This is a genomic window from Acidovorax sp. SRI_002 (genome assembly GCF_057586455.1).
Genome location: NZ_JBYCZW010000009.1, coordinates 153,872 through 179,301, shown reverse-complemented (window position 1 = coordinate 179,301; position 25,430 = coordinate 153,872). Strand labels below are relative to the sequence as shown.

General features: G+C 63.9%; 19 protein-coding genes. 6 read left to right on the top strand and 13 right to left on the bottom strand.

Annotated features, from left to right (window positions below):
* Positions 1 to 14: 14 nt before the first annotated feature.
* Positions 15 to 1,499 carry a cryptochrome/photolyase family protein gene (locus AC2YJX_RS23160; protein ID WP_176886962.1) on the top strand — a complete coding sequence of 495 codons (1,485 nt, stop codon included), beginning with the start codon at positions 15 to 17 and terminating at the stop codon, positions 1,497 to 1,499.
* 9 nt (positions 1,500 to 1,508) lie between these two features.
* On the opposite strand, the gene AC2YJX_RS23155 is transcribed toward AC2YJX_RS23160, so the two are convergent.
* The 7 genes from AC2YJX_RS23155 to AC2YJX_RS23125 form a co-directional block, all read right to left on the bottom strand.
* A complete protein-coding gene (locus AC2YJX_RS23155; protein WP_055393357.1) occupies positions 1,509 to 2,687 on the bottom strand; it encodes a PilT/PilU family type 4a pilus ATPase in 1,179 nt (392 codons plus the stop codon).
* Between the two features lie 112 nt (positions 2,688 to 2,799).
* Positions 2,800 to 8,976 (bottom strand): hybrid sensor histidine kinase/response regulator, encoded by a 6,177-nt coding sequence (locus tag AC2YJX_RS23150; protein WP_487257385.1) that lies wholly within the window; start codon positions 8,974 to 8,976, stop codon positions 2,800 to 2,802.
* A gap of 47 nt (positions 8,977 to 9,023) precedes the next feature.
* Positions 9,024 to 11,312: a methyl-accepting chemotaxis protein gene (locus AC2YJX_RS23145; protein ID WP_055393361.1), complete on the bottom strand. Its 2,289-nt coding sequence runs from the start codon at positions 11,310 to 11,312 to the stop codon at positions 9,024 to 9,026.
* 21 nt (positions 11,313 to 11,333) lie between these two features.
* Entirely contained in the window at positions 11,334 to 11,861 is a 528-nt protein-coding gene (locus tag AC2YJX_RS23140; protein WP_055393363.1) for a chemotaxis protein CheW, read from the bottom strand.
* A 15-nt stretch (positions 11,862 to 11,876) separates the two neighbouring features.
* Positions 11,877 to 12,242 (bottom strand): response regulator, encoded by a 366-nt coding sequence (locus AC2YJX_RS23135; RefSeq protein ID WP_010459520.1) that lies wholly within the window; start codon positions 12,240 to 12,242, stop codon positions 11,877 to 11,879.
* Positions 12,242 to 12,640 carry a response regulator gene (locus tag AC2YJX_RS23130; protein WP_034692846.1) on the bottom strand — a complete coding sequence of 133 codons (399 nt, stop codon included), beginning with the start codon at positions 12,638 to 12,640 and terminating at the stop codon, positions 12,242 to 12,244. Before AC2YJX_RS23130 ends, AC2YJX_RS23135 begins: the two co-directional genes overlap by 1 nt.
* 58 nt (positions 12,641 to 12,698) lie before the next feature.
* Positions 12,699 to 12,872 (bottom strand): rubredoxin, encoded by a 174-nt coding sequence (locus AC2YJX_RS23125; protein WP_008903269.1) that lies wholly within the window; start codon positions 12,870 to 12,872, stop codon positions 12,699 to 12,701.
* A gap of 94 nt (positions 12,873 to 12,966) precedes the next feature.
* Between AC2YJX_RS23125 and thiD the strand changes: the two genes are divergently transcribed.
* From thiD to AC2YJX_RS23110, 3 genes are all read left to right on the top strand, one after another.
* Positions 12,967 to 13,926: a bifunctional hydroxymethylpyrimidine kinase/phosphomethylpyrimidine kinase gene (thiD, locus tag AC2YJX_RS23120; protein ID WP_487257384.1), complete on the top strand. Its 960-nt coding sequence runs from the start codon at positions 12,967 to 12,969 to the stop codon at positions 13,924 to 13,926.
* Positions 13,910 to 15,220, top strand: a complete 1,311-nt coding sequence (gene hemL / locus AC2YJX_RS23115; protein ID WP_228896295.1) for a glutamate-1-semialdehyde 2,1-aminomutase — start codon at positions 13,910 to 13,912, stop codon at positions 15,218 to 15,220. The genes thiD and hemL overlap by 17 nt, the downstream gene beginning before the upstream one ends.
* Before the next feature lie 140 nt (positions 15,221 to 15,360).
* The gene (locus tag AC2YJX_RS23110; RefSeq protein ID WP_487257383.1) at positions 15,361 to 17,112 is read left to right on the top strand and encodes an alkaline phosphatase D family protein; all 1,752 of its coding nucleotides are present in this window, start codon (positions 15,361 to 15,363) and stop codon (positions 17,110 to 17,112) included.
* Between the two features lie 8 nt (positions 17,113 to 17,120).
* On the opposite strand, the gene AC2YJX_RS23105 is transcribed toward AC2YJX_RS23110, so the two are convergent.
* Positions 17,121 to 17,900 (bottom strand): IclR family transcriptional regulator domain-containing protein, encoded by a 780-nt coding sequence (locus AC2YJX_RS23105; RefSeq protein ID WP_228896293.1) that lies wholly within the window; start codon positions 17,898 to 17,900, stop codon positions 17,121 to 17,123.
* 201 nt (positions 17,901 to 18,101) lie between these two features.
* Between AC2YJX_RS23105 and pobA the strand changes: the two genes are divergently transcribed.
* Positions 18,102 to 19,286: a 4-hydroxybenzoate 3-monooxygenase gene (gene pobA, locus AC2YJX_RS23100; RefSeq protein WP_487257382.1), complete on the top strand. Its 1,185-nt coding sequence runs from the start codon at positions 18,102 to 18,104 to the stop codon at positions 19,284 to 19,286.
* Between the two features lie 86 nt (positions 19,287 to 19,372).
* Here pobA and purH read toward each other — a convergent pair whose 3' ends face one another.
* From purH to AC2YJX_RS23080, 4 genes are all read right to left on the bottom strand, one after another.
* Positions 19,373 to 20,974 (bottom strand): bifunctional phosphoribosylaminoimidazolecarboxamide formyltransferase/IMP cyclohydrolase, encoded by a 1,602-nt coding sequence (purH, locus tag AC2YJX_RS23095; RefSeq protein ID WP_487257381.1) that lies wholly within the window; start codon positions 20,972 to 20,974, stop codon positions 19,373 to 19,375.
* Positions 20,975 to 21,069: 95 nt separating this feature from the next.
* Positions 21,070 to 21,303 (bottom strand): Fis family transcriptional regulator, encoded by a 234-nt coding sequence (locus tag AC2YJX_RS23090; RefSeq protein ID WP_015015597.1) that lies wholly within the window; start codon positions 21,301 to 21,303, stop codon positions 21,070 to 21,072.
* Positions 21,300 to 22,346, bottom strand: coding sequence for a tRNA dihydrouridine synthase DusB (gene dusB, locus AC2YJX_RS23085; protein ID WP_487257380.1), 1,047 nt, complete (start codon positions 22,344 to 22,346; stop codon positions 21,300 to 21,302). Before dusB ends, AC2YJX_RS23090 begins: the two co-directional genes overlap by 4 nt.
* 161 nt (positions 22,347 to 22,507) lie before the next feature.
* The gene (locus AC2YJX_RS23080) at positions 22,508 to 23,071 is read right to left on the bottom strand and encodes a D-Ala-D-Ala dipeptidase (protein ID WP_487257379.1); all 564 of its coding nucleotides are present in this window, start codon (positions 23,069 to 23,071) and stop codon (positions 22,508 to 22,510) included.
* Positions 23,072 to 23,224: 153 nt separating this feature from the next.
* Between AC2YJX_RS23080 and AC2YJX_RS23075 the strand changes: the two genes are divergently transcribed.
* Positions 23,225 to 23,707, top strand: coding sequence for a YqaA family protein (locus AC2YJX_RS23075; protein WP_055393381.1), 483 nt, complete (start codon positions 23,225 to 23,227; stop codon positions 23,705 to 23,707).
* A 22-nt stretch (positions 23,708 to 23,729) separates the two neighbouring features.
* Here AC2YJX_RS23075 and AC2YJX_RS23070 read toward each other — a convergent pair whose 3' ends face one another.
* Entirely contained in the window at positions 23,730 to 25,367 is a 1,638-nt protein-coding gene (locus tag AC2YJX_RS23070) for a bifunctional aminoglycoside phosphotransferase/ATP-binding protein (RefSeq protein ID WP_487257378.1), read from the bottom strand.
* Between the last annotated feature and the right edge of the window lie 63 nt (positions 25,368 to 25,430).

The window sequence follows — 25,430 nt, the reverse complement described above, 5'->3', positions numbered from 1 at the left end:
TTTTAACGGTGAACATGGCCCCCTCCTCCGAGCCCTCGTACCCCAGCGGTCTGGTCTGGTTCCGCCGCGACCTGCGCGCGAACGATCAGGCCGCTCTTTACCGCGCACTGACTCAATGCCAGGAGGTGCACTGCGCCTTTGTTTTTGACCGCGAAATCATCGACGCCCTGCCCCGGGCTGACCGGCGGGTGGAGTTCATCCGCGAGTCGCTCGTGGAGCTGGATGAAACGCTGCGAACGCTTTCCGGGCATGAACAGGGTGGCCTCATCGTGCTGCATGCAGTGGCCAGTGATGCCATTCCAGAACTGGCCAACGCCCTGGGCGTGCAGGCCGTGTTTGCCAACCACGATGACGAGCCCCAGGCCCTGGAACGCGACCGACTGGTGCGCACACGGTTGGCCGCTGCCGGAAGGGCATTTCACACCTTCAAGGACCACACCATTCTGGAACGCAGCGAGGTGCTGACGCAGACCGGCAATCCGTACAGCGTGTTCACACCGTACAAGAACGCCTGGCTCAAGAAGGTGGATGCGTTTCAACTCACCGGCTACCCCGTGGAGCGCCACGCACACCGGTTGGCACCGCGCCCGCAGGCGCACTGCCAAGCGGTGCCCACCCTGGCACGCCTGGGTTTTGAGGCCACGGCCCTATCGCAGCTCAATCTGCCCACGGGCGCCAGCGGCGCGCTGCGGCTGTTCAACGACTTCCTGGGCCGCATCGAGCGGTACGAGGACACGCGCAACTTTCCAGCTGTCAAAGGCCCCAGCTACCTCAGCGTGCACCTGCGTTTTGGCACCATCTCGCCGCGCCTGCTGGCCCGCACCGCGCACGGGCTGATGCTGCAAGGCAACCCGGGCGCCGCCACCTGGCTCAGCGAGCTGATCTGGCGGGACTTCTACTTTCAGATCCTGCACCACCATCCCCATGTGGTGGGCCACAGTTTCAAGCCCGCGTATGACGCGATCCAGTGGGAATCAGGCCCCGAGGCCAACACCCTGTTTGCCGCCTGGTGTGAGGGACGCACGGGCTACCCGCTGGTGGATGCGGCCATGGCGCAGATCAACCAGACGGGCTACATGCACAACCGCTTGCGCATGGTGGTGGCGAGCTTCCTGGTCAAGGATCTGGGCATCGACTGGCGCTGGGGCGAAGCCTATTTCGCCACACACCTCAATGACTTCGATCTGGCCGCCAACAACGGTGGCTGGCAGTGGGCCAGCTCCAGCGGGTGCGATGCCCAGCCCTATTTCCGCATCTTCAACCCCGTGAGCCAGAGTGAAAAGTTCGACCCCGAGGGCAAGTTCATCCGCCGCTATCTGCCGCAGCTGGCGAGTTTGCCTACCAAGGCGTTGCACGCGCCCTGGCTGGCGCGCCCGCTGGAGTTGCAGGATGCGGGAGTGCGGCTGGGGGATACCTACCCGCTGCCGGTGGTGGAGCACGACGCAGCGCGGCACCGCACCCTGGAGCGGTATGCGGTCGTAAAGTCTGCTGCGGCCTGATCCCCGCACTCACCGGCGGGTGGCAGGCGGTGGAACGCTGTCGGGCCCAGCGGGCTCATCCGGGCTCATCTGCATGCCCTCACCACCCAGCGGCGCCCCCGCCGCCAGCCGAAGGCGCAGCCGCACATCGGTGCGGTTATCGGCATTGGCAATCGCTTCTTCGGGCGATATGGCACCGGACTCGACCATGGCCAGCAAGGATTGGTCGAAGCTCCACATGCCTTGCTCTGCGCTGCGGGTAATGGCGGTCTTGAGTTCGTCGATCTGCCCCTTCTGGATCAGCTCGGCCACATAGGGCGTGAGCAGCATGATCTCGGTGGCAGGCACCAGGCCACCCGCCAGCCCCGCCACCAGGCGCTGCGCTACGACAGCGCGCAGGTTGAGGGACAGGTCCATGAGCAATTGGCGGTGGGCGTCTTCGGGGAAGAAATTCACAATGCGCTGCACCGCCTGGTTCGCATTGTTGGCATGCAGTGTGGAAACACACAGGTGGCCGGACTCGGCATAGTGCAGCGCGTGCTGCATGGTGGCCCGGTCGCGGATTTCACCAATCATGATCACGTTCGGCGCTTCCCGCATCGCGCGACGCAGGGCCTCGTCATAGGAAAGCGTATCGAGCCCCACCTCGCGCTGTGTCACGAGTGACTTCTTGTGGGTATGAAGGTATTCGATGGGGTCTTCCACCGTCAGGATATGCCCGCCCGTGTGGGCATTGCGGTGGTCCAGCAGCGCGGCCAACGTGGTGGTCTTGCCAGAACCCGCCGACCCTACCGTGAGCACCAGCCCCCCTTTGAGAAACGCCAGTTGCTGGAGCACTGGCGGAAGGCCGAGCGCTGCCAGGCTGGGGATCTGGGCAATAACATGGCGGATCACCATGCCTACCTGCCCACGCTGCCGGTGCACATTCACACGAAACCGCTCGCCCTCCGGGGTCTGCAAGGACAGGTCGCACTCCATGGTGGCATCGAACTCCTGCCGCTGCGTTTCGCGGAGGATGGAATACGCCATCTGCCTGACATCGTCGGCGGACAGCTGCTGCTGCCCCATGGCCACAAACACGCCCTGCCGCTTGAGCGTGGGTGGTGCACCCGCCATGATGAATAGATCAGAGGCCCTTTCCCGCACCACCACAGCCAGACAAGCCAGGAGGCGAGGGTCCGGAGAAGGAACAGTTGCCGTCGGCTCCATCAGAACAGCCTCCAAAGGGAAGCTGCCGTGGCCGTGGCCCGCACCAACAGGAATATTGGCAGGCCACAGGCCCGCCGGTTCAAGGCAGACCTGTGGTGCACATGCATGCTGGCTAGGCCTCTGCGGTTGCCGCGATGCGGGCGTAGTGCTGAATGAGGCTCAGCAGTTCTTCGTCGGAGTAAGGCTTGCCCAGGTAATGGTTAACGCCCAGCTCCATCGCATGCTCGCGGTGCTTTTCAGCGATGCGCGACGTGATCATGATGATGGGCAGGTCGCGCAGGGCACCGTCTGCACGGATGTTCCGCGCCAAGTCGAACCCGTCCATGCGTGGCATTTCGATGTCGGACAGCACAACGGTGGGGCGCTCTTCCTGCAGACGCTCCAGTGCTTGCAAGCCATCGGCCGCGAGCGCCACACGATAGCCTTCGCGCTGCAGCAAACGCTGCGTAACCCGGCGCACCGTGATCGAATCGTCCACCACCAGAACCAGGGGCACCTGGCTGGGGCCCGCCAATTGGGGCGAGACGACCGACTTGCCCGCACCCGAAGAGCCATCGGCCTCCAGCACTGAAGGCAGACCGGCGCTGGCGGCACGCACCTGATCGCCATACACCGTCGCCAGCGCCACGGGGTTGTAGATCAGCACCACAGCACCCGACGCCAGCACCGACATGCCGGCCAAGCCGGGCAAACGGGACAGTTGCGGACCCAGGTTCTTCACCACGACTTCCTGGTTGCCCAGAACTTCGTCCACGTGCATGGCGATGCGCTGCGATGCGCTGCGGAAGATCACCACAGGGCGCGTCTTTCCAGCAGGTTCGTTGCTGCGGGAAGAAGCCTGCAGGAGCGCTCCAGCCCAGAAGAAAGGCAGTTGCTCCATGCCGTCATCAAAATGGCCCGTGCGGTATGCAACCTCCAGGTCTGCCGCAGACGTGCGCCGAACGATCTCGACCACGTTGGCCGGCACGCCGATCGCGAGGTCACCCGCGCGCAGCATCACCACCTGCGTCACCGCCGTGGTCAAAGGAAGGACCATGCGGAAGGCCGCGCCCTTGCCAGCTTCTGTCGAGGTCTCGATCCGACCGCCCAGTGCATTGATCTCGGCACGCACCACGTCCATGCCAATACCACGCCCTGCCAAGCCGGTCACCTCGGAAGCCGTGGAGAACCCGGGCATGAAAATCAGGTTGGCAGCTTCGGCATCGCTCAACTCGGTATCGGGCGCCACAATGCCCTGCGCCAACGCCTTTTCACGGATACGGGGCAGGTTCAGTCCGGCACCGTCATCCCGGAACTCCACCGACACGTCGTTGCCTTCGTGGTGCAACTCCACAGTGATCGTGCCCGATGCAGGCTTGCCTGCGGCCGTGCGCACCTGCGGATCTTCAATGCCATGGGCCACGCAGTTGCGCAACAGATGCTCGAACGCGGGGGTCATGCGGTCCAGCACACCACGGTCCATCTCAATGGAGCCGCCGGTGATGTCGAGCTTGATCTGCTTGTTGGTTTCCTTGGAGGCCTGGCGCACCACGGCATACAGACGTTCAGCAATGCCTTCGAACTCCACCATGCGGGTGCGCAGCAAGTCGCGCTGCAGCTCCCGCGCCTGGCGGCCTTGGGCAATCAGGTCGTCTTCTGCACCTTCCATGGCACGCTGCAGGTTGCGCTGCACGGTGGCCACGTCGTTCACCGACTCGGCCATCATGCGTGTGAGCTCCTGCACACGGGTAAAGCGGTCAAACTCCAGCGGATCAAAGCCCGCCGCCGAGTCCTTCGACAGGGCCAGGCGCGACTGCATCTGCGACTCAGCTTGCAGCTCGATGTCCCGCAATTGCTGGCGCAGACGGTCCAAATTGCCCGACAGGTCAGTCAGCGAGCTGCGGAACTGACCCAGCCGCACATCCAGGCGCGAGCGGCTGATCATCACCTCACCCGCCTGATTGACCAACCGGTCCAGCAACTGGGCACGCACCCGCACCGACTGGTTAGCAGCAACACGCAAAGGCGCGAGCTGCGAAGGACCAGGCAGGCGCACCGCCGGAGCAGAGGACACGGCAGACGCGGGTGCTGCTGCTGGCACTGGAGCTGATGGGGCCTCGGAGGCTTCAGGCTGGCTGCGCGGTGTTTCCACGGGCAGAGAAACCACCGTATCGGCGGGCCCCTGGCCAATCGCACGCAGCGCATCAAAGTTCGCCTGGATGCCGTCAAAACTACCCTGCAAAGGCTCGATTTGATCGGATGTCACCGTCTCAGCGTCAAGCTGCTCGATGGCGGATTCCAGCCGGTGGGCCATCTCACCCAGGCGCATGGCACCTGCCAAGCGCGAACTTCCCTTGAGGGTGTGCAACGCACGCAGCACTTCACTGCGGGCACCAAGGTTGTCGGGACGCGAGGCCCATTGGCGCAGCGCACCACCAAGCTGTGGCAACAGCTCGGCAGCCTCTTCCTCAAAGATCGGGAACAGATCCGGGTCGATAACGTCAATCGCATCGATATCGTCGTCCACATCCGAGCCAAGCGCCACAGCATGGGCGATCGCATCATCAATACGCTGATCGTGGTCGTGGATGACGGCCGACAAAGCAGGGGCCACATGCCCTTTGGGGCCCACAACAGCCGCAGGCTCAGGCATGGCTTGCAGGTCCGGCTCGGGTTCGGCAGGTGGCAGTGGCTGCACCACTTCTGCTTCCACCGGAGCAGTCTGGTCCTGCACCGACAACAACTCGTCTGCAGCCTCCTCTTCAGGCGGTGACAAGGTGTTGTCCACCTCGGTTTGCAGGATCTGGCGCAGCTGCTCCAGCACCTCCTGACTTGGTTCCTTGAGGAAACCTGCCGCAAACTGGTGCAGCAAACGACGGATGTCTTCCGCCGCTGCCATGAAGGCCTGGGCCTGCTCCTGTGTGCCGCCAGACTGCAGCGTCACGTGTTGAAGCGCGTGTTCGAGCACCCTGGCCATCTCTGACAGGGCATTGAACCCCACCGTGGCCGAGCTGCCCGCCAACGAGTGCGCCAATGCCACGGCCATATCGGGCAGAGGTTCGTGCAGCTCCAGCGACCATTCCTGCAGGCAGGTCACCAATCGGCGCGACCACTCGTCGGCCTCGTTCAGATAAACGTTATAGAGCGGGATGCCAATGCGCAGGGTGTCAATGACCTTCACCGCTTCATCGCTGGCGCTGTCTTCCGGCTCCTGCGGCACGGCTTCGATGGCCTGCGGCACTTCAGAGGCAGCCTCAAAGGCCACAGCCTCTGCGGCTTCTATGACTTCGGCGGGTACATCCTGACCCACAGATTCCGACCCATCGGCACCCGACAGCTGATGCTCGGGCTCTGTCTCGCTCGGCACTTCATGGGATTCGATGTCATCGAGCGACTCGACAGGCAGAACAAAGGCCTCATCCACTGCAGGTTCGTCGGGCACCACGGGTGCCTGCGAAAGAGCCTCCACCTCGGGAGCGGTCGCGACAGGTTCCAGGTCTGGGAGTTCGAGATCCAGAACAAAGTCGACACTGGAGGGGGCGATAGCTTCAGGAGCAGCAGGCGCCTCATTAAGCGCAGCGGCGAACACGGAGAAATCGATCTCCTCGGCCACCTCGGGGGCTGGAGCGATCGCCTCTGCCGGCAGTTCGGGCACATGGTCGAAAATTTCGGTGGCTTCGAAGTCCGGCATCGCCAGATCTTCTTCCACGACCTTCGGAACTTCTGCAACCATTGGCGCGGGCACCTCAGGAGGCAGGTCATCCAGCACAGCCACCTCAGGCTCAAGTGCCACTTCAGCCAGGACCGGGGCTTCTCCGTCGGCAGACGGCAACACCAGCGGCAACAGGGTTCCATCCAGGCGCATGGCATCCGCAGATTGCCGGAACGCGTCCGGTTGCCAGCCAGAGGCTTGGCCCGCCGCAATGTCGTCCGCCCAGCGGCTGAAGGCCCGCAACGCGTCGGAAGAAAGCTGCAGCAAACCAGGGTGCATGGGCTTTTGCTCAGCCAGCCAGGCATTGAGCAACTGCTCCATCGACCAGGCGGCCTCACCAAAATCGTTCAGCCCCACCATCCGCGAACTGCCCTTGAGCGTGTGAAAGGCACGCCGCAGCGTGGTCTGCTCACTCAGGTTGCCCGGATCGTCCTTCAGCACCTCGATCGCAGCCAGACCATTGACTACCACCTCGCGCGCCTCTTCCAGGAAGACCTCAAGCAATTCGTCCTCGACTTCAGGCACCTGCGCAGGGGCTGGTGCGGGCGCTGCCACAGCCAGGGGCAAGGGCGCCGGCTCGCTGCCCGCCACAGCGGGCAGATCGAACGAAATATCAGGGGCCAGCGAATCCGCCTCTACGGGAGCCAATGGCTCAGCGGCGGTCGCTGCGGGCATGTCCGGCAACGAAGGCAGCGAACCGAAATCGGTCGGCTCGCTGAGCGGCTCCTGCACAGGAAAACGCGGCACCACGTCAGGCAGGGGAACGGCCGACCGCTCCTCCAGCTTGGCAGGAGTCTCTTCCAAAGCATCCGAGGCACGCGGCCGACTCTTGCCCGTGAGAATGCGCAACTCGCCCAGTTCCTCGTCATACACAAACAGCTTGCGCGCCATGGTGCGCTGGTAGCTGAGCATGTCGATCAGGAAGCCCAGGGCGCCCAAGCTGTTGCCCAGTTTCTCGAACACGCCCTGGCGGTCCGACTCGGGGACTTCATTGATGAGTAAACGCTCCACCATGTCGCGCATGCGAACCACGGCGAGCGATGCCTGGTCCAGCCCCAGCACCGACAGCACGCCGCGCATTTGGGCAAGATGCCCCGGTACGGTTGCCAGGACTGCAGTGTCCTGCGGGCTGCGGAAGAACTGGTCCAGCGCCTTTTCCGCCTCGCCGAGCGTGGAGCGCAATTCGTCCACCACACTGCCCATGGTCTGGTTGTCGCTGACCCTGCGGTACAGCTCTTCCATCCATTGCTCGAGAGGTTCTGGCTCAGCGCCCGCCCCCACCGCATCCAGGCGCTCTGCCAGTCGGCCCGCGCGGATTTCCATCTGATTGCCGTCCGCATCCAGCTCTTCAAAGGCTGCTTGCAGATACAAGACCGAGGTAGCTACTTCCATGGCCAGCGCGGCCGAAGGAGGTTCACCCGAGCGGGTGGTGGATTCCAGCGCGCGGGTCAGCGCCTGAGCGAGGCTTTCGCTACCGGGGTGCAGCTTGCGCAGCGAGTCGCAGACCAGACTGAATTGGTCCGCCGCCGGCTTGAGCTTGTTGCGGTCGCCGCCCGCCAGGGCAGACCAGGTTTCCGTGGCAGCAGCTATTCGCTTGCGTGCCTGCGCCAGCATGGCAGGATCAAACCTGCCAAAACGGGCTGCTTCATAGTCCACCGGCTTGAACCGATCAAGGGCAAAAGCCTGCCGGACCGCCTGCAAAGACGGAGCAGCACTGTCATTGGATTCGGCTGGCTTGGCCTGCGAACAGAAGAACAGCAGATCCTGAACCAAGCGGTCTGCAATCGTCGTGTCACCCTTGGCAAGGGTGGAGTACTGCATCAGCACGCGGGATGCCACACGCTTGACGTAGACGTCCGCAGGCAAAAGGCCGGAGCCGAAAGCCTCAAAAAAGCCCGCGCATATCTTCCAGAAAGCGCGGGACTGGCGGTCTTGCTGGGATGCCACAAATCCCAGGCAGGTATCCCGCAAACTCAACGAAGCCCTGAGATCGCCGGATTTGACGATTCTTAGAACTGCCGCATCCAGGCGAGCACGCGCCTCAGGCCCGTAGGGCAGCGGCGTGGCTGCAACAGCCCCCTCGGGCTCGCGAAACCGGCGTTCCACGGGCCACAGATCGGCCGGATGGACACGGTCTGCACCTGCCAGGGCCTGGGCATCGCGGTACTGGGGAAACAACGCGACCGGCGACGCGGCCTTGCCAGCCAGAACGGTTTCCAGGTATTCGATGAGCGCAAAGCTCGCACGCTCAATCACTGCGGCAGCATCGTCGCTGCAGGTCTCAGGCCGTTGAACGAACTTCTGGACTGCCGACTCCATGGCGCGCAGGACCAAAGCTGGAGGGCCCATGCCCACCATTTCCAGCGCACCACACGCTTGGTGCAACTGCTGGCGAGCGATGCGCAGTGGGCCTGCGTCCAGCGCTGCAAGATCCGACTCGCGTGCGGCTTCTGCATCTCGCACAAAACGGCGCATGGCCTTGACAGCGCCATCCAGAGATTTGCGCAGTTCGTCAAGCACCCACGCCAAAGGGCCCAGGTCCTGATCCCCCTGGGTCCCATCCGCGGCCGGTGCATTGTTGACATCAATAGATGACATGGATTCGTCCCCGGCTGCTATGAGCCAGCTGGTTGATGACTACAGCGTCAGGCAATCTTGAACCGTGCCACCGATTGGCGCAGTTCCTCAGCCATGTGCGACAGCTCGCGCACCTGCTGCGCTGTGGTACGGGTACCTTCACCCGTCTGCTCGGTCACCGCAAAAATGTGCTGGATGTTGTCGGCCACTTCGTTGGCCAAAACGGCTTCCCGCGAAGTTGAAGACGAAATCTGCTCAATCAGCTCGGCGAGGCGACGCGACACGCGGTCAATCTCGGTCAGTGCGGTACCGGCGCTGTCAGACAGGCGGGCCCCTTCCACCACACCCTGCGTGGAACGCTCCATAGCGGCCACGGCATCCTGGGTGTCGGTCTGAATCGCCTTCACCAGCGCAGAAATCTGGCGCGTCGCATCAGCGGAACGTTCGGCCAGTCGCTGCACTTCTTCCGCCACCACCGAGAAGCCACGACCGGCTTCACCAGCGGATGCGGCCTGAATGGCTGCGTTTAGAGCCAGCACGTTCGTCTGTTCGGTAATGTCAGAGATCAGCTCCGTGATTTCACCGATCTCCTGCGACGATTCGCCCAGTCGCTTGATCCGCTTGGAGGTGTCCTGAATCTGGTCACGGATGGAGTTCATACCGCCGATGGCGTTTTGCACGGCCTGCAGACCGGAGTCAGCCGCTTGCAGCGACTGGCGGGCCACCGTGGCGGATTCTTGCGCCTGTGTGGACACCTCGTTAATGCGGGTCGCCATGTCGAGCACCGAGCGGCCGGTTTCGCGAATTTCGCGCAGTTGCTCGGTCGATGCTGCCAGCAGTTCGGTGGAGGTGTTGTCCACCTGAGCCGTCGTTTGTGCCACGCGGGTGGCCGTGTTCTGCACGCTGCCCACCAGTTGGCGCAGCTCTTCCACCGTGTAGTTCACCGAGTCAGCAATGGCGCCCGTGATGTCTTCCGTCACCGTGGCTTCTTGCGTCAAGTCACCCTCAGCGACCGATTGCAGTTCGTTCATCAAACGCAAAATGGCAGCCTGGTTGGCGTCGTTGACGCGCTTGGCTTCTTGCTCCTGGCGCTTGGCGTCCTTCTGCTGCATTTCAGCAGCCGCCTGGCGGCCACGGCTGTCGAGCAGCTGAACACGAGAGATTCCCACACCGCAAAAGATCACAAACAAACCAGCAAGCGCAAGAGCTGCCAGTTGGCCGCCACCCACACCCGTCTGGGCCGACAGTTTGGTTTGCAGTCCTTCGAGCTGACGGCGCAGAGGCTCACTGTCAGCAATGATGGCGGACTGCGCTTCACGGGCCGACACCAGCCCTTGCAGGTTGCCCAGAATGGCGCTGGCCTGGGTGCGGGTCTGCTCATAGAGCTTCACCAGAGCTTCCAGCTGTTCCCGGGTCTGGGCATCCTTGGTGGCAGCCAGGCGCAGTTCCGGGCTGCCGTCCAGCAGGCCCTGGGCAATTTCCTTGAACGAATTCAAGTCCTTGCCCAGCAGGAACACGGCCTCAGGACTCACACCTTCCATGGTCTGGAATTCGTTGGCGGACTTGCCGATACGCTGGGTCAACATCACCAGCTGGCCAGCAGCAGAAATTTCAGCGGCCGGGGCGTTCTGCTGCAGCTTCAGGGAAGACACAGTTTCGGCGATTTCCAGCAGGTCAGACGACTGGCGGTTGATGGTGCGCAGAGCGTCACCCACCTGGGTCAGGATCTTCTGCTGACCCATCACCACGCTGGCATTGCGCTCGGCACGTTCCATGAGCGGGTTCACGGCGTCCAGATCGGGCTTGTAGGGCTCGCCCAGGGATTCCACGCCAAGTTCGCCATCACCCGCGTTGAGGGCACGCACATTGCGCGCCAGCACGCCGGAGCTTTCCACCACGTCCGGGAAGGCCTGGGGACTACCCACCAGGGCCTGAGATACGGACTTGGCGAGACGCTGTGATTGCATCAGGGATTGGCCGGTAGCCGCAAGCTGCTGAGCTGATCGGTCTGCCTGCTGCAGCACCCAGAAGGCAATCAACGCGAGAACCGCCACACCGATACCAAGCAGCGCGAGCAATCGACGCTGGTGAGCGGCGGCCGTGGCACGCCCCAGCACCGGCAGCGCGATCAAGTCTTCCTCTGCGTCCGATGCGGCCAGTTCCGGCGAATAACCATCTGGATCGCCCTGCACGCTGTTCATCGCTTCAGCCTGGTAGGTGTCGCGCAGCTGCGCACCATCCAGCGAACCCGTGGCAAGAAGATCCTGCCCGTCGTCGGCGGCGCCGGCAGTCGCGCCGGTTTCCGGCGTGGCAGGTTTCCGGTTGAACAGTTTTCCAAATTGATTGACGACGGACATGGTGCAGCCTTACAGAAAAACTCAAGCACTGATGCTCAGGAAAGCGGGATGTTGGGACAGGATCTGCAAGTTCAGCTCCTGCCAGCGTGTGCCGCTGGAATCGATATAGGTGGTGCCAAAGAACGCGGGCGAATCCTCGGCGGGCGGCTCAGAAGACACAAATGCATCGGTCCCACGCAGGCCCGCAAGGCGATCCACCAGCAACGCTGCATTGACCTCCAGGGCAGCATTGAAGGCCAGCAGGCTGGCTTCCGACAAGGCCTGCTCCGTGCGCGGAGCGGCTGAGCCCAGAAGGCCTGCCAGATCCACCACGCCGACCAGCCCGCCGCGCAGGTTGGCCACACCCAGAAACCACCGCTGGGTGTAGGGCACCGCCTGGATCGAGACCCAGGGAAAGATCTCCCCCGACTGACCCAGTGGCAGCAAGTAAAAACTCCCGGCCGACTCGACAGCCAGCCAGGATGAAACAGAGGACCCTTCGGTTCTTGCAGCCTGAAGGCGGCTGGCAAGTCGGGTCTGGAGCTCTCGCAGGGCTTCGCGGTTGGCCATGAACGCGCCGCAGCCTTAGTTCAGAGCGTCAATTTTGGCCTGCAGTTCAGCGGGATCCACGGGCTTGGTGATATAGCCGCGCGCACCCTGCCGCATCCCCCAGACGCGATCCGTTTCCTGGTTCTTGCTGGTGCACATGATGATGGGCACATCGGCGTACAGCGGGTCGCGGGTGATGGCACGTGTGAGCTGGAAGCCGTTTTGGCCGGGCATGACAACGTCCATGAGGATCAGGTCGGGCTTTTCCTCCGCCAGACGGCGGAAAGCCTCATCGGCATTTTCTGCGGTGCGTACCTGCATGCCTTTTTTCTGAAGCAGGTCGGTCAAAAACATCAACTCGGTCTTCGAGTCGTCGACGACCAATACTTTCTGGATGGGCATTACATCGCTCCTTGTTGGGCATTGCCAAATTGCTGCACGGCTTGCAGCAACTGGTCTTTGGTAAACGGTTTGGTGAGATATTCCTGGCAGCCGACCATGCGCCCGCGCGCTTTGTCGAATACACCATCCTTGGAGGACAGCATCACCACCGGAGTATCTGCAAAACGGGCATTGCGCTTGATGATGGCGCAGGTCTGGTACCCGTCGAGCTTGGGCATGAGGATGTCGCAGAAAATCAGCTGAGGCTGGTAATCATTGACTTTGGCCAAAGCATCAAAGCCGTCGTCGGCCAACAAGACTTCGTGCCCCCCCTGCTTGAGAAAAATCTCGGCGCTTCGACGGATGGTGTTGCTGTCATCCACCACGAGCACTTTGAAAGATGCGCCTGTTGTAGTCAATTGTTACTGCTCCTGATGGAGAAAAAAACAACGCAGCAGCACATGATGCTGGTGCGCCTCAAATCTGAACCATCTCGAAGTCTTCCTTGCGGGCCCCACACTCGGGGCAGGTCCAGTTCATCGGAACCTGATCCCATGGTGTATTGGGTGCAATGCCGTGCTCAGGTGAACCCTCTGCTTCGTCATAAATCCAACCGCAAATCAAACACATCCAAGTTTTAGAGTCGATCACAGCTTAAAGGGCCTTCACATAGAATGCAACGATTGTATCTAGTCATCTCCGTGGGCTGCGGCTTCGGTGCCACCCCTCAAGCAGGATCTGGTCCATGACCATCAAAGCATCCCCTCCCCCCCCCGAAAGCATAGATATTGAAGATGACGGTTTGGAGGACGCAAGCCCTGCATGCGTGCTCGTCTTCAATGCCAGCGACCCCTGCGGCGCTGGCGGACTGACAGCCGACATCACCACCGTTGCCTCCGTGGGCGGGCATCCGATTGCCGTGGTCACAGGCGCCTATGCCCGCGACACAGCGCAGATTTTCGACCACTTCAGCTTTGACGACGAGGCGGTGGCCGAGCAGGCCCGGGCCGTGCTGGAAGACCTGCCGGTCCAGGCCATCAAGGTCGGTTTCGTGGGCAGTCCGGAGAACATCAGCACCATCGCCGAGATAACCACAGACTATGATGAAGTCCCGGTGATAGCGTACATGCCCAACCTGTCCTGGTGGCGCGATGAGCTGATCGACGAGTACCTGGATGCCTTCCGCGAATTGTTGTTACCGCAGACCTCGGTGTTGGTTGGAAACCACAGCACCCTGTGGCGCTGGCTGTTGCCCGACTGGACCAGCGACCGCAGCCCCACAGCCCGCGACATTGCCCGGGCCGCCTCCGAAATGGGCGTGCCCTATACCCTGGTCACCGGCATTCCCCTGCCCGAGCAGTTTGTCGAGAACGTGCTGGCCTCCCCCCAGACCGTGCTGGGCAGTGGCAAGTTCGAACTGTTCGATGCCACCTTCTCCGGCGCCGGCGATACCTTGTCGGCGGCCCTCACGGCCCTGGTGGCCAGCGGCAACGACCTGGGCGAAGCCACCAGCGAAGCCCTGGGCTACCTCGACCGCTGCCTGGATGCCGGCTTTCGCCCCGGCATGGGGCATATCGTGCCCGACCGCATGTTCTGGGCCCAGCCCGACGATGACGAGGCCGATGGTGACGAAGAAGAACTCCCGATTGACGAAGCACAGGCCCTCGAAGGCTTTGTGATGCCCCCCCATGACACCAAGCACTGATCTCAACATCCCCCTGTTCGAACGCGCCAAGGCGCTGATCCCCGGCGGCGTGAATTCGCCCGTGCGGGCCTTCAAGGCCGTGGGCGGCACGCCGCGTTTTGTGAAGCGTGCAAAAGGCGCCTACTTCTGGGACGCCAACGACCAGCGTTTCATCGACTACATCGGCTCCTGGGGCCCGATGATCCTGGGCCACGGCCACCCGGCCGTGCTCGAAGCCGTGCAGAGCGCAGCGCTCGAAGGCTTCAGCTTTGGCGCACCGACCGAACGCGAGGTGGAGCTGGCCGAGGAAATCCTGAGCCTCGTGCCGTCGATGGAAATGATCCGCCTAGTCAGCTCGGGTACCGAAGCGGGCATGAGCGCGATCCGCCTGGCCCGTGGCGCCACAGGCCGCAGCAAGTTCATCAAGTTCGAAGGCTGCTACCACGGCCATGCCGATTCGCTGCTGGTCAAGGCCGGATCGGGCCTGGCCACGTTTGGCAACGCCACCAGCGCGGGCGTGCCGCCCGAGGTGGTGCAGCACACCCTGGTGCTCGAGTACAACAATGTCGCTCAGCTCGAAGAGGCCTTTGCCCTGCACGGCAAGGAACTGGCCTGCGTGATGATCGAGCCCATCGCGGGCAACATGAACCTGGTGCGCGCCAGTGTGCCCTTCATGCGCCGCTGCCGCGAGCTGTGCACCGAATACGGCGCGCTGCTGGTGCTGGATGAGGTGATGACGGGCTTCCGTGTGGCCCTGGGCAGCGCGCAAAGCGTCTATGCCAAGAGCATCCCCGGCTTCAAACCCGACATCACGGTGCTGGGCAAGGTCATTGGCGGTGGTATGCCGCTGGCAGCCTTTGGTGGCCCGCGCGCCATCATGGAAAACCTCGCACCGTTGGGCGCCGTGTACCAGGCAGGCACGCTGTCGGGCAACCCTGTGGCCACGGCCTGCGGGCTGGCCACGCTGCGCGAGATCAAGAAGCCGGGCTTCTTCGACGCACTGTCGGCCACCACACGCTCCCTGGTTGATGGCCTCGCCGCTGCGGCGGCGGCTGAAGGCGTGCCCTTCAGCACCGACAGCGAAGGCGGCATGTTCGGCTTCTTCCTGATGCCCGAGCTACCCCAGAACTACGCCCAGGTGCTCAAGACCGACAGCGCGCGTTTCAACCAGCTGTTCCACGGCCTGCTTGATCGCGGTATCTATATTGCACCTGCGCTGTACGAGGCCGGTTTTGTCAGCGCCGCCCACACACCCGAAGACATTGCCGCCACCGTGGCTGCCGCGCGCGAAGTGTTCAAAGAACTATCAAAATAATAGCTGCCAGCGGCTTACCACCAAGCGCTAGAGGCTTTTTTATTGATATTTTTTTGTAGCAGGGGCGCAGCGCCCTCGCTTCACGCGGCCGTCATGCAATGCGGGCAGGCTCGGGTGCTTTACCCCACACCACCCGCGCCATGGCACACAAACCCCTCGTCTCTACCTCCCACCCTTTCCGCGACGCTGCGCAGGCCGATGCCGGGCGGCGGCGCTTCGTGCGCCAGCTCGGCATCGCTGCAGCCGCGCTGGGCACCCTGCCGCTGGCGGCCTGCGGCGGCGGCGATGACGATGCGCCTGCCGTGCAGTTTGCACATGGCATCGCCAGCGGCGACCCGCTGGCCGACCGCGTGATGCTGTGGACACGGGTGACCCCACCCGCTGGCCACACCAGCGATATCCCTGTCGAATGGGAACTTGCCACAGACAGCAACTTCACCTCCATCGCTGCCCAAGGCAAGACCACGGCGCTGGCCAGTAAGGACTTCACCGTCAAGGTCGATGCCACCGGGCTCAAGGCGGCCACTGCGTACTACTACCGCTTTCGTGCGTACGCTGCCCACACCGCCACCGGCCGCACGCGCACCCTGCCCACCGGCAGCGTGGCGCAGGTCAAGCTGGCCGTTTTTTCGTGCGCCAACTACCCCGCCGGCTACTTCAATGTGTATGCCGACGCGGCCCGCCGCAATGACCTGGATGCCACCGTCCACCTGGGCGACTACGTCTATGAATATGCCCGGGGTGGATATGCGTCGGCCAACGCAGGCGCGTTGGGGCGCCTGTCGCAGCCTGCCCACGAGATCCTGAGCCTTGCCGACTACCGCCAGCGCCACGCCCAATACAAAACCGACTCCGACCTGCAGGACCTGCACGCAGCCGCCCCCATGATCGCCGTGTGGGACGACCACGAGATCACCAACGACACCTGGAGCAACGGCGCAGAAAACCACCAGAGCGCCACCGAAGGCAGTTTCAGCGCGCGCAAAGCCGCGGCCATGCAGGCGTACCACGAGTGGATGCCCACCCGCAACGCGCAGCCCGAGCTGATCTACCGCAGCTTTGCTTTTGGCAACCTGGTGGCGCTGCACATGCTCGACACCCGCGTGGTGGCACGTGATGAGCAGCTCGACTACGGCCAGTATTTCACTGCCACCGGCTTTGACGCCGCCGCATTCACCGCCGCCGTGGGCAGCACCAGTCGCCAGCTGCTGGGCACCACGCAGACACAGTGGCTTCAGCAGCAGATGGCCACATCCAGCGCTACCTGGCAGGTGCTGGGGCAGCAGGTACTGATGGGTCGCATGAACATTCCCGCGCCCATCCTGATGGAAACGCTGCAACCCGGCGCAGGCGTCACCGTCAGCCAGTACGCGGCCCTGGTGGGACGCGCGCAGACAGACCCCGCCAGCCTCACACCGGCCGAGCAGGCCATCCTGGCGCAGCCCTCCATTCCCTACAACCTGGACGCCTGGGACGGCTACCAGGTGGCACGCGAGACGGTGCTGGCCACCTCGCGCAGCCTGGGCAAGAACCTGGTGGTGCTGTCGGGCGACACCCACAACGCCTGGGCCAACGAGCTGCGGAACATGAGCGGCAATGCCGTGGGTGTGGAATTTGCCACCTCGTCCGTCACCTCGCCGGGGTTTGAGGAATACCTGCCGAACGAAAACCCCGCCACACTGGCCGGTGCGCTGCAGCAGCTCATCGCTCCGCTGAAGTACTGCGATACCTCGCGCCGTGGCTACATGGTGCTGACTGCCACCGCCACTGAGTGCCGCGCCGACTGGGTTTACGTGAGCACCATCACCAGCCGCAACTACACGGCCAGCACCGACAAATCTCTGAAGGTGCTGGCGGGCGCGGCGGGCACGGGGCGCATTGTCGCGGCATGAGCTCAGGCTTACAGCAGCCCGCGCAATTCGCGGGCTGCCTCCTGCAGCAGCGGCAGCATGTCGCGCTGCAGGCTGCTCTCATCCACCTGCTTGGGCGACGCCACCACATTGAGCGCCGCCACCGTGTCGCCCTGAAGGTTGCGCAGGGGCACGGCCAGCGCGTGCACGCCCAGCTCGTGCTCTTCCACCGCCAGGCAATAGTCATCGCGCCGCACCTTGGCAATCACCTGCCGCAGCGGGCCGACCTGGGTGATGGTGTGGGGCGTGAGGCGGTGCAGTGAGCAGGCCTTGAGCCACGCGGTGAGTTGGGCAGGAGGCAATGCCGCCAGCAGCACGCGCCCCGTGGACGTGGGGTGCGCCGGCAGCCGCGCGCCCAGGTGCAGGCCATAGGCCAGCACGCGCGACGGCGCGCCGTACACCCCGCTGCGCGCCACGATCACCACCTCGCTGCCATCCAGCACCACGGCCGAAAACGACTGCTGCGTCTGGGCAGCCAGCCGGTTCAGCGTGGGCTGCAGCACACGCGGCAGGCGGGCTGAGGCCAGGTAGCTGCCTGAAAACCGCAGCACCTTGGGCGCCAGCCAGAAGTAGCTGCCATCTGTCTCCAGATACCCCAGGTGCGCCAGCGTCAGCAGGTGCCGCCGCGCCGCCGCGCGCGTGAGACCCGTGCGCTGCGCGGCCAGTGTGGCATTGAGCCGCTGGCGCTCGGTGTCAAAACTCTCCAGCACCGCCATACCCTTGGCCATGCCTTCGATGAAATCTGCCTTGGCGATGGGAACGGTGGTCATGGTTTGCCTGGGGCGCTTGGGGTCGGTCGCCTGGTCGAAGACTGGAGGTGAGCCGAGGCTATGGAAGATTGCGCGATGATCGCACATCAGATCTATCAATCGCACGATAGCGGCGCGGGCCGGGCTTCAATTGACATGGATCAACCTACGCTTGGCCCTGTTCCTTTACCGCTTTCTAACGCCTTTGTGAGGTTGTCCACCATGCGTACCCAGGTTGCCATCATCGGCGCAGGCCCCGCCGGTCTGCTGCTCGGCCAGTTGCTCTACAAATCCGGCATTGACGCCGTCATCATCGAACAGCGCAGCCCCGACTACGTGCTGGGCCGCATCCGCGCAGGTGTGCTGGAGCAGGTCAGCATGGACCTGCTGGACAAGGCCGGTGTCGGGGCCCGTGCCCATGCCGAAGGGCTGCCCCACGATGGCATCGAGCTGCTGTTCAAGGGCCAGCGCCACCGCATCGACCTGCACGAGCTGACCGGCGGCAGCCGCGTGACGGTGTATGGCCAGACCGAAGTGACGCGCGACCTGATGGACGCGCGCGCGGCAGAAGGCTTGACCACCGTGTACGACGCGCAGAACGTACAAGTGCACGACTTCGATGGCCAAAGCCCCCGCGTGACCTACCAGAAGGACGGCCAGACGCACGAGCTGGCCTGTGACTTCATCGCAGGCTGCGACGGCTACCACGGCGTGTGCCGCGCCAGCGCCCCGGCCGATCTGCTCAAGACTTACGAACGTGTCTACCCCTTTGGCTGGCTGGGTGTGCTGGCCGATGTGCCGCCCGTCTCGCACGAACTGATTTACGCCAACACCGAGCGCGGCTTTGCGCTGTGCAGCATGCGAAGTGCCACCCGCAGCCGCTACTACGTGCAGGTGCCCAACACCGACAAGATCGAGAACTGGACCATCGACCAGTTCTGGACCGAGCTGGGCAACCGCCTGGACCCCGAAGCCCGCGCCAACCTGGTGACTGGCCCCGCGCTGGAGATGAGCATTGCCCCACTGCGCAGCTTTGTGGCCGAGCCCATGCGGTTTGGCCGCATGTTCCTGGCGGGCGACGCGGCCCACATCGTGCCGCCCACGGGCGCCAAGGGCCTGAACCTGGCGGCAAGCGACGTGGGTTACCTGTGGACCGCGCTCACCGAGTTCTACACAGAGAAATCCGCCGTGGGCATCGACACCTACTCCGACCGCTGCCTGCGCCGCGTGTGGCGCGCCGAGCGCTTCTCGTGGTGGTTCACCTCGCTGATGCACCGCTTTCCCGAGACGGGCGAGTTCGGCCAGAAGATCCAGGAGGCCGAGCTGGACTACCTGGTGAACTCACGCGCTGCTTCGGTGTCGCTGGCCGAGAACTATGTCGGACTGCCGATGAATTTCGGCACCTGAACCTCACCTCACCTTCATCCTGACAACGGACATAAAAAAAGCGGCTTCCTTGGAAGCCGCTTTTTGTTGGATGACCGCCGGTCGAATCAATGGCGGAAGTGGCGCACGCCACTGAACACCATGGCTACGCCGCGCTCGTTGGCGGCGTCAATCACTTCGTTGTCGCGCATGGAGCCACCGGGCTGAATGACGCAGGTGGCGCCTGCATCGACCACCACATCGAGGCCGTCGCGGAAGGGGAAGAAGGCGTCACTGGCTACGACCGTGCCTTGCAAGGTCAGGCCTGCGTGGCCTGCCTTGATGCTGGCGATGCGGGCCGAGTCCAGGCGGCTCATCTGGCCAGCGCCCACGCCCATGGTCATGCCGCCTTTGCAGAAGACGATGGCATTGCTCTTGACGTACTTGGCCACCTTCCAGGCGAACAGCAGGTCTTCCATTTCTTCCAGCGTGGGCTGCTTCTGGGTCACGACCTTGAGGTCGATGAGCGACAGCTCGTGGTTGTCGGCGGTCTGCAGCAGCAGGCCCGAGCCGATGCGCTTGGCGTCCATGGCGTTGCGGCCGCGTTCCCAGTCGGTCTTGCCTCCGTGTGTTGGCAACGCGATCTTGAGCAGGCGTACATTGGCCTTGGCCTTGAAGATCTCCAGCGCCTCGGCGGTGAAGTCGGGGGCCATCAGCACTTCGACAAACTGCTTGCTCACCTGCTGGGCGGCCGGGCCGTCCACCACGCGGTTGAACGCGATGATGCCGCCGAAAGCGCTGGTGGGGTCGGTCTGGAAGGCCTTGCTGTAGGCGCTCAGCGCGTCCAGGCCCACGGCCACGCCGCAGGGGTTGGCGTGCTTGACGATCACGCAGGCGGCGGCTTCAAAGCTCTTCACGCATTCCCAAGCGGCATCGGCGTCGGCGATGTTGTTGTAGCTCAGCTCCTTGCCCTGCAACTGCACGCCGGTGACCAGCGAGCCGGGCGCGGGGTACAGGTCGCGGTACAGAGCGGCTTGCTGGTGGCTGTTTTCGCCGTAGCGCAGGTCCTGCACCTTGGTGAAGATGCCATTGCTCTGGCCGGGGAACTGGGTGCGCGTGGGCACGTAGGTTTCCGACAGTTTTTCTTCTTCGAACGTGACGGACGAGAGGTAGTCGCTGATGGCGCCGTCGTACTGGGCGATGCGATTGAACGCAGCCACCGACAGCGAAAAACGCAGCTTGTCGCTCAACTTGCCACCGGCCTTCAGCTCGGCCAGCACGGCCTCGTACTGGTCGGCCGAGGTGATCACGCCGACGTCCTTCCAGTTCTTGGCGGCGCTGCGCACCATGGCGGGGCCGCCGATGTCGATGTTCTCGATCGCGTCGGCCAGCGTGCAGCCGGCCTTGGCCACGGTGGCTTCAAAGGGGTAGAGGTTGACCACCAGCAGGTCGATGGTGTCGATGCCGTGTTCCTTCAGCGCGGCCATGTGTTCGGGCAGCTCGCGGCGGGCCAGCAGGCCGCCGTGCACCTTGGGGTGCAGCGTCTTCACGCGGCCGTCGAGCATTTCGGGGAACTGGGTGACCTCGGCCACTTCGGTGACGGGCAGGCCCTTGTCGGCCAGCAGCTTGGCGGTGCCGCCGGTGGACAGGAGCTTGATGCCCAGCGCATGCAGCGCTTGTGCGAATTCGACGATGCCGGTCTTGTCGGAGACGGAGAGAAGTGCGTTCATGGTGTGGGAGGGGAGAGTTTGAATAAAAACAGGCTCTAGCGCTTATCCATCAAGCGCAAACAGCTACAAATTAAATAGCAAATAACACAATGACGTCAGAGCAGCTTGTGCTCGACGAGCTTTTTGCGCAGCGTGTTGCGGTTCAGGCCTAGCCATTCGGCCGCGCGGGACTGGTTGTTGTCGGCTTGCTGCATCACGACTTCCAGCAGCGGCCTTTCGACCACACGCACCAGCATGTCGTACATGCCATCGGGCGTCTCGCCGCCCAGGTCGCGAAAGTAGCCCTGCAGGCTCTCGCGCACGCATTCTTCTATGTGTTTCTTGCTCATGCAGCCAATCCCTCTTGTTCTTCTGGTTCTGCGTCCAAGCCCGTGGCGGCAGGCAGCCGGTCCATCTGTTGCCCGAGGGCGTCCAGGTGGTCGGCCACGGCCTGCCACTGCGTGGTGCAGTCTTCGATCGTGTTGATGTGTTGCCTGAAGGCCTCGCCGCCCGGCAGCGCGCGCAGGTACCAGGCAATGTGCTTGCGCGCACTGCGCACCCCGGTCAGCTCGCCATACAGGCTGTAGTGGTCTTGCAGGTGGTCCAGCAGCAGGCGGCGCACCTCGGCCACCAGCGGCGGCGCCAGGTGTTCGCCCGTGGCCAGAAAGTGGCCGATCTCGCGGAAGATCCATGGTCGGCCCTGTGCGGCACGGCCGATCATTATCGCGTCGGCCCCGGTGGAAGCGAGCACGTCGCGCGCCTTTTCGGGCGAGGTGATGTCGCCGTTGGCCACCACGGGCACCTTCACCGCCGCCTTGACGGCTGCGATGGTGTCGTACTCCGCGTGGCCCTTGTAGCCCTGCTCGCGCGTGCGGCCGTGCACGGTGAGCATCTGGATGCCCACGCTTTCAAACTGCCGCGCCAATGCCACGGCGTTCTTGTGCTCCTGGCACCAGCCGGTGCGCATCTTCAGCGTGACAGGCACGTTGAAAGGCGCGCAGGCCTCGACCACCGCAGCGGCGATCTCCACCGCCAGCGCCTCGTTTTGCATCAGGGCGGAACCCGCCCATTTGTTGCACACCTTCTTGGCCGGGCAGCCCATGTTGATGTCGATGATCTGCGCGCCGCGTTCCACGTTGTAGACCGCAGCCTCGGCCATCATCGGTGCATCGGTGCCGGCGATCTGCACGGCAATGGGCCCCGGCTCCCCTTCATGGTTGGCACGGCGCGAGGTCTTGAGACTGTTCCACAAGTCCTTGCGCGAGGTCACCATCTCGCTCACCGCATAGCCCGCACCCAGCGCCTTGCACAGCTGGCGGAACGGCCGGTCGGTGACGCCCGCCATCGGGGCGACGAACAACCGGTTCGCCAAAGGAATGTGGCCGATGTGCATGGGCGGGGTGGGATAGGGAGGCAGCAGCAGATGCTGAAAAAGGAGGCAGGATTGTACCTGCTCAAAATTTCAGCAAATGAAATATCTCGACCGCTGAAAATCGGACGGCTTTGTCACCCTCACGCGCAGCCGGGGCGTGTGCCACCCCGCAGGGAGCAAGGTCATCGCGCGGCGAGGTCAGCGTCCGCGGTGTGCACCGTTGCAGCGCCGCGCAGCGCAAAGTGCCACCAGGCATCGGGGGTGTTTTCAAACTGGTGGCGGGCCATCGTCGCACGCAGCCAGGCGCGGTTGTGCAGCACATCGGGAGAGAAGCCCTGGGCGGCCGACTCTGCCCCCGCCAGCGCAGCCCCCGCAGGCGTTCCCATGTCCACATCGTGCCCATCGGCCAGCGGCCCGCGCACCACCTTGCTGGCCTTCATGCCGTCCACCACACGCACCTGCACCACCCAGCCGCCACCAGTGGCCGGGCAGGTGGCTTGCAACACCATGCCCTGCGCCTGCAATTCCTGGCCCACCCGCTGCAAGGCGGCGCGCGCAGAAGGTGTTTCGCTGCAAGGGCTGGCGACATGCACCTCAGCGGGTTGCAGTTCAGGCACCGCTGCCTGTGGGCTGTGCACACAGGCAGCCATCAGCAGCGCCAGGGCCAGAGGCAGCCAGCGAGAGCCAACAGGCGCGCCAGCCAGAGTGGTGCTGCTGGGGAAGACGTGGGTTTCAAAACGTTGCATGCTGCCTCCTCCTTGGGAATTTTTCGGGGGACGGTGTGGGTACCACGATAAGAAAGGAGCCCCTTGCAAGCCATGCGCAGATGGCGCAGCCCGGCGTAGGACAGCGCCCCCTGGCACCAAAGCACCGGCTGCGCCGCCCTACACTTGGCCCCTATGGAAATCTGGATGCACCAGCTGCTGGAATGGCTTGCGCTGCCGCAGTTCGGCCTGAGCACGGTCTTTGTGGTGGCGTTCATCTCCGCCACGCTGCTGCCTTTGGGCTCGGAGCCTGCGGTGTTCGGCCTGATCAAGATCAACCCTGAACTCTTCTGGCCCGCCATCCTGGTGGCCACGGTTGGCAACACGCTGGGCGGTGGTGTGAGCTGGTGGATGGGCCTGGGCGCTCACAAGGTAGTGGACAAGGCCCGTGGCAATGCCACTGAAGTTCGCGCGCTGAACTGGCTTCGGCGCTTTGGCGCCCCCGCCTGCCTGATGAGCTGGCTGCCCGTGGTGGGCGACCCGCTGTGTGCTGTGGCAGGCTGGCTCAAGCTGCCGTTCTGGCCTTGCCTGGCCTATATGGCTGTGGGCAAGTTCTTCCGCTATCTGGTTATGACGAGCGTGTTGCTGTACTTCATGCCAGGGCATCTGGCGATGTAGTGGCCCGCCGAAGGCACCGGGATCAGGGCGGCAGCAGACGGTCCCAGTTCACGGGCACCGTGGTGTCCACGTGCAGCGTGATCGCCTCTTCGTGGGACTGCAGCGGGTGGGCGCGGGCCCACTGGGCGTCCAGCACCGCCACATCCGCCTCTGACGCACCGGCTCCGGCCAGCGCGCGCTGGCGCACACGCTCGCGCAGCACCGGCAAGGGGGCCTCGAACGACAGGATGTGGCAGGGCACTTGCACAGAATCGGCCAGGGCCAGGAAAAGCGCGCGGGCATCGCGGTCCAGCAAGGTGGCATCCACGATCACGGAGTAGCCTGCCGCCAACACCTCGCGCGCCACTTGCGCCAACCGCTGGTGCGTGTGGAATGTGGCCTCGGCGGTGTAGATGCCGCCAGGTACGCCGTCGCTGTAAGCATTGGGCGCCAAGCCGAACAGGCGCTTGCGCTCTACATCCGCCCGCACGCGCACCAATCCACGCTGGCACGCCAGGGTCAGCGCATGGGTGCTCTTGCCCGCCCCCGAAAAGCCATGGGCCAGCCACAACGCAGCAGGGCGCGCCACTGGCCAGCGCGCTGGCCGTTGTCCCGCAAAACCCGCCGCCAGTTCCAGATATTCCTCCAGGGCTTGCACAGCCTGCGCGCTGCCATCACCGCAGGTTGGGTTCAGCCGCAGGGCAGCAACCCGCGCCCGCACCAAAGCGCGGTAGGCGCCGTAGTACCGCAAAACGGACAGGCCCGCGTAGTCTCCCGTGTGCTCCAGCCACCGGTTCAAAAACCGCCAGGCCAGATCGGCCCGGCCATGGGCCTCGAGGTCCATCACCACAAAGGCGATATCGGCCACACAGTCGATCCAGCGCAAGGCGGGGTTGAACTCGATGGCATCGAACAGCTGGGCCTCGCCATCGATGAGTGCAATGTTGGCCAGATGCAAATCGCCATGGCATTCGCGCACCCGACCGGCTGCCCGCCGTGCCTCGAACGTGGTGGCCAGGGCCCGCCCCTGGTGCCGGCACCAGCCGACCACCTGCGCCAGCAGAGGGCCCTGAACGGGCAGCGCGCTTGCCACGGGTGCGCGCAGAGCCGCCACACAGTCATCCACTGGCGCTTGCACCGCTGCCGCCATGCCCCAGCTGTCGGTGCTTGCAGCGATGGCGGCTGCGTCGTGGAACTGCGCCACATGGCACGCCAGCTGGTCGATCTGCGCAGGCAACACGCGATGCGCATCCAGTGCAGTGGCGAGCAGTGCGTCCTGGGCAAAACGTCGCATCCACACGACGGGTTCGGCGCCTGGCAGAGCGTCTTTCCACGGCACGACCTGAAGCGTGGTGGGGGCGCCATCCGCCCCAGCAGTCACCTGACCCACCAAACCTACAAGGCCCAAGTACAGGCCCGGCGCCGTGCGGCGATTGATGCGCAGCTCTTCCTCGCAGGCGGCGTGCCGCAGGGCATGGGTACTGAAGTCCAGAAAATCCAGCTGCAAGGGTTTTTTGAGCTTGTAGGCAAAGTCACCCGCAAGCAGCACCCAGGAGATGTGGGTCTCGATACATTCCACGCGCTCTACAGGGTGGGGAAAAGCCTGCGGTTGTTGCTGCAGCAGACGCACACGCTGCTGGGCGGTGGCGAATTCGGCCGACAGGTCGGTGGATGAGGGCATGGAACGGACGCGGGGGAAAGGCACCAACGCACAAGCGCGAAAGGCAGCCATGCCACCCAACGT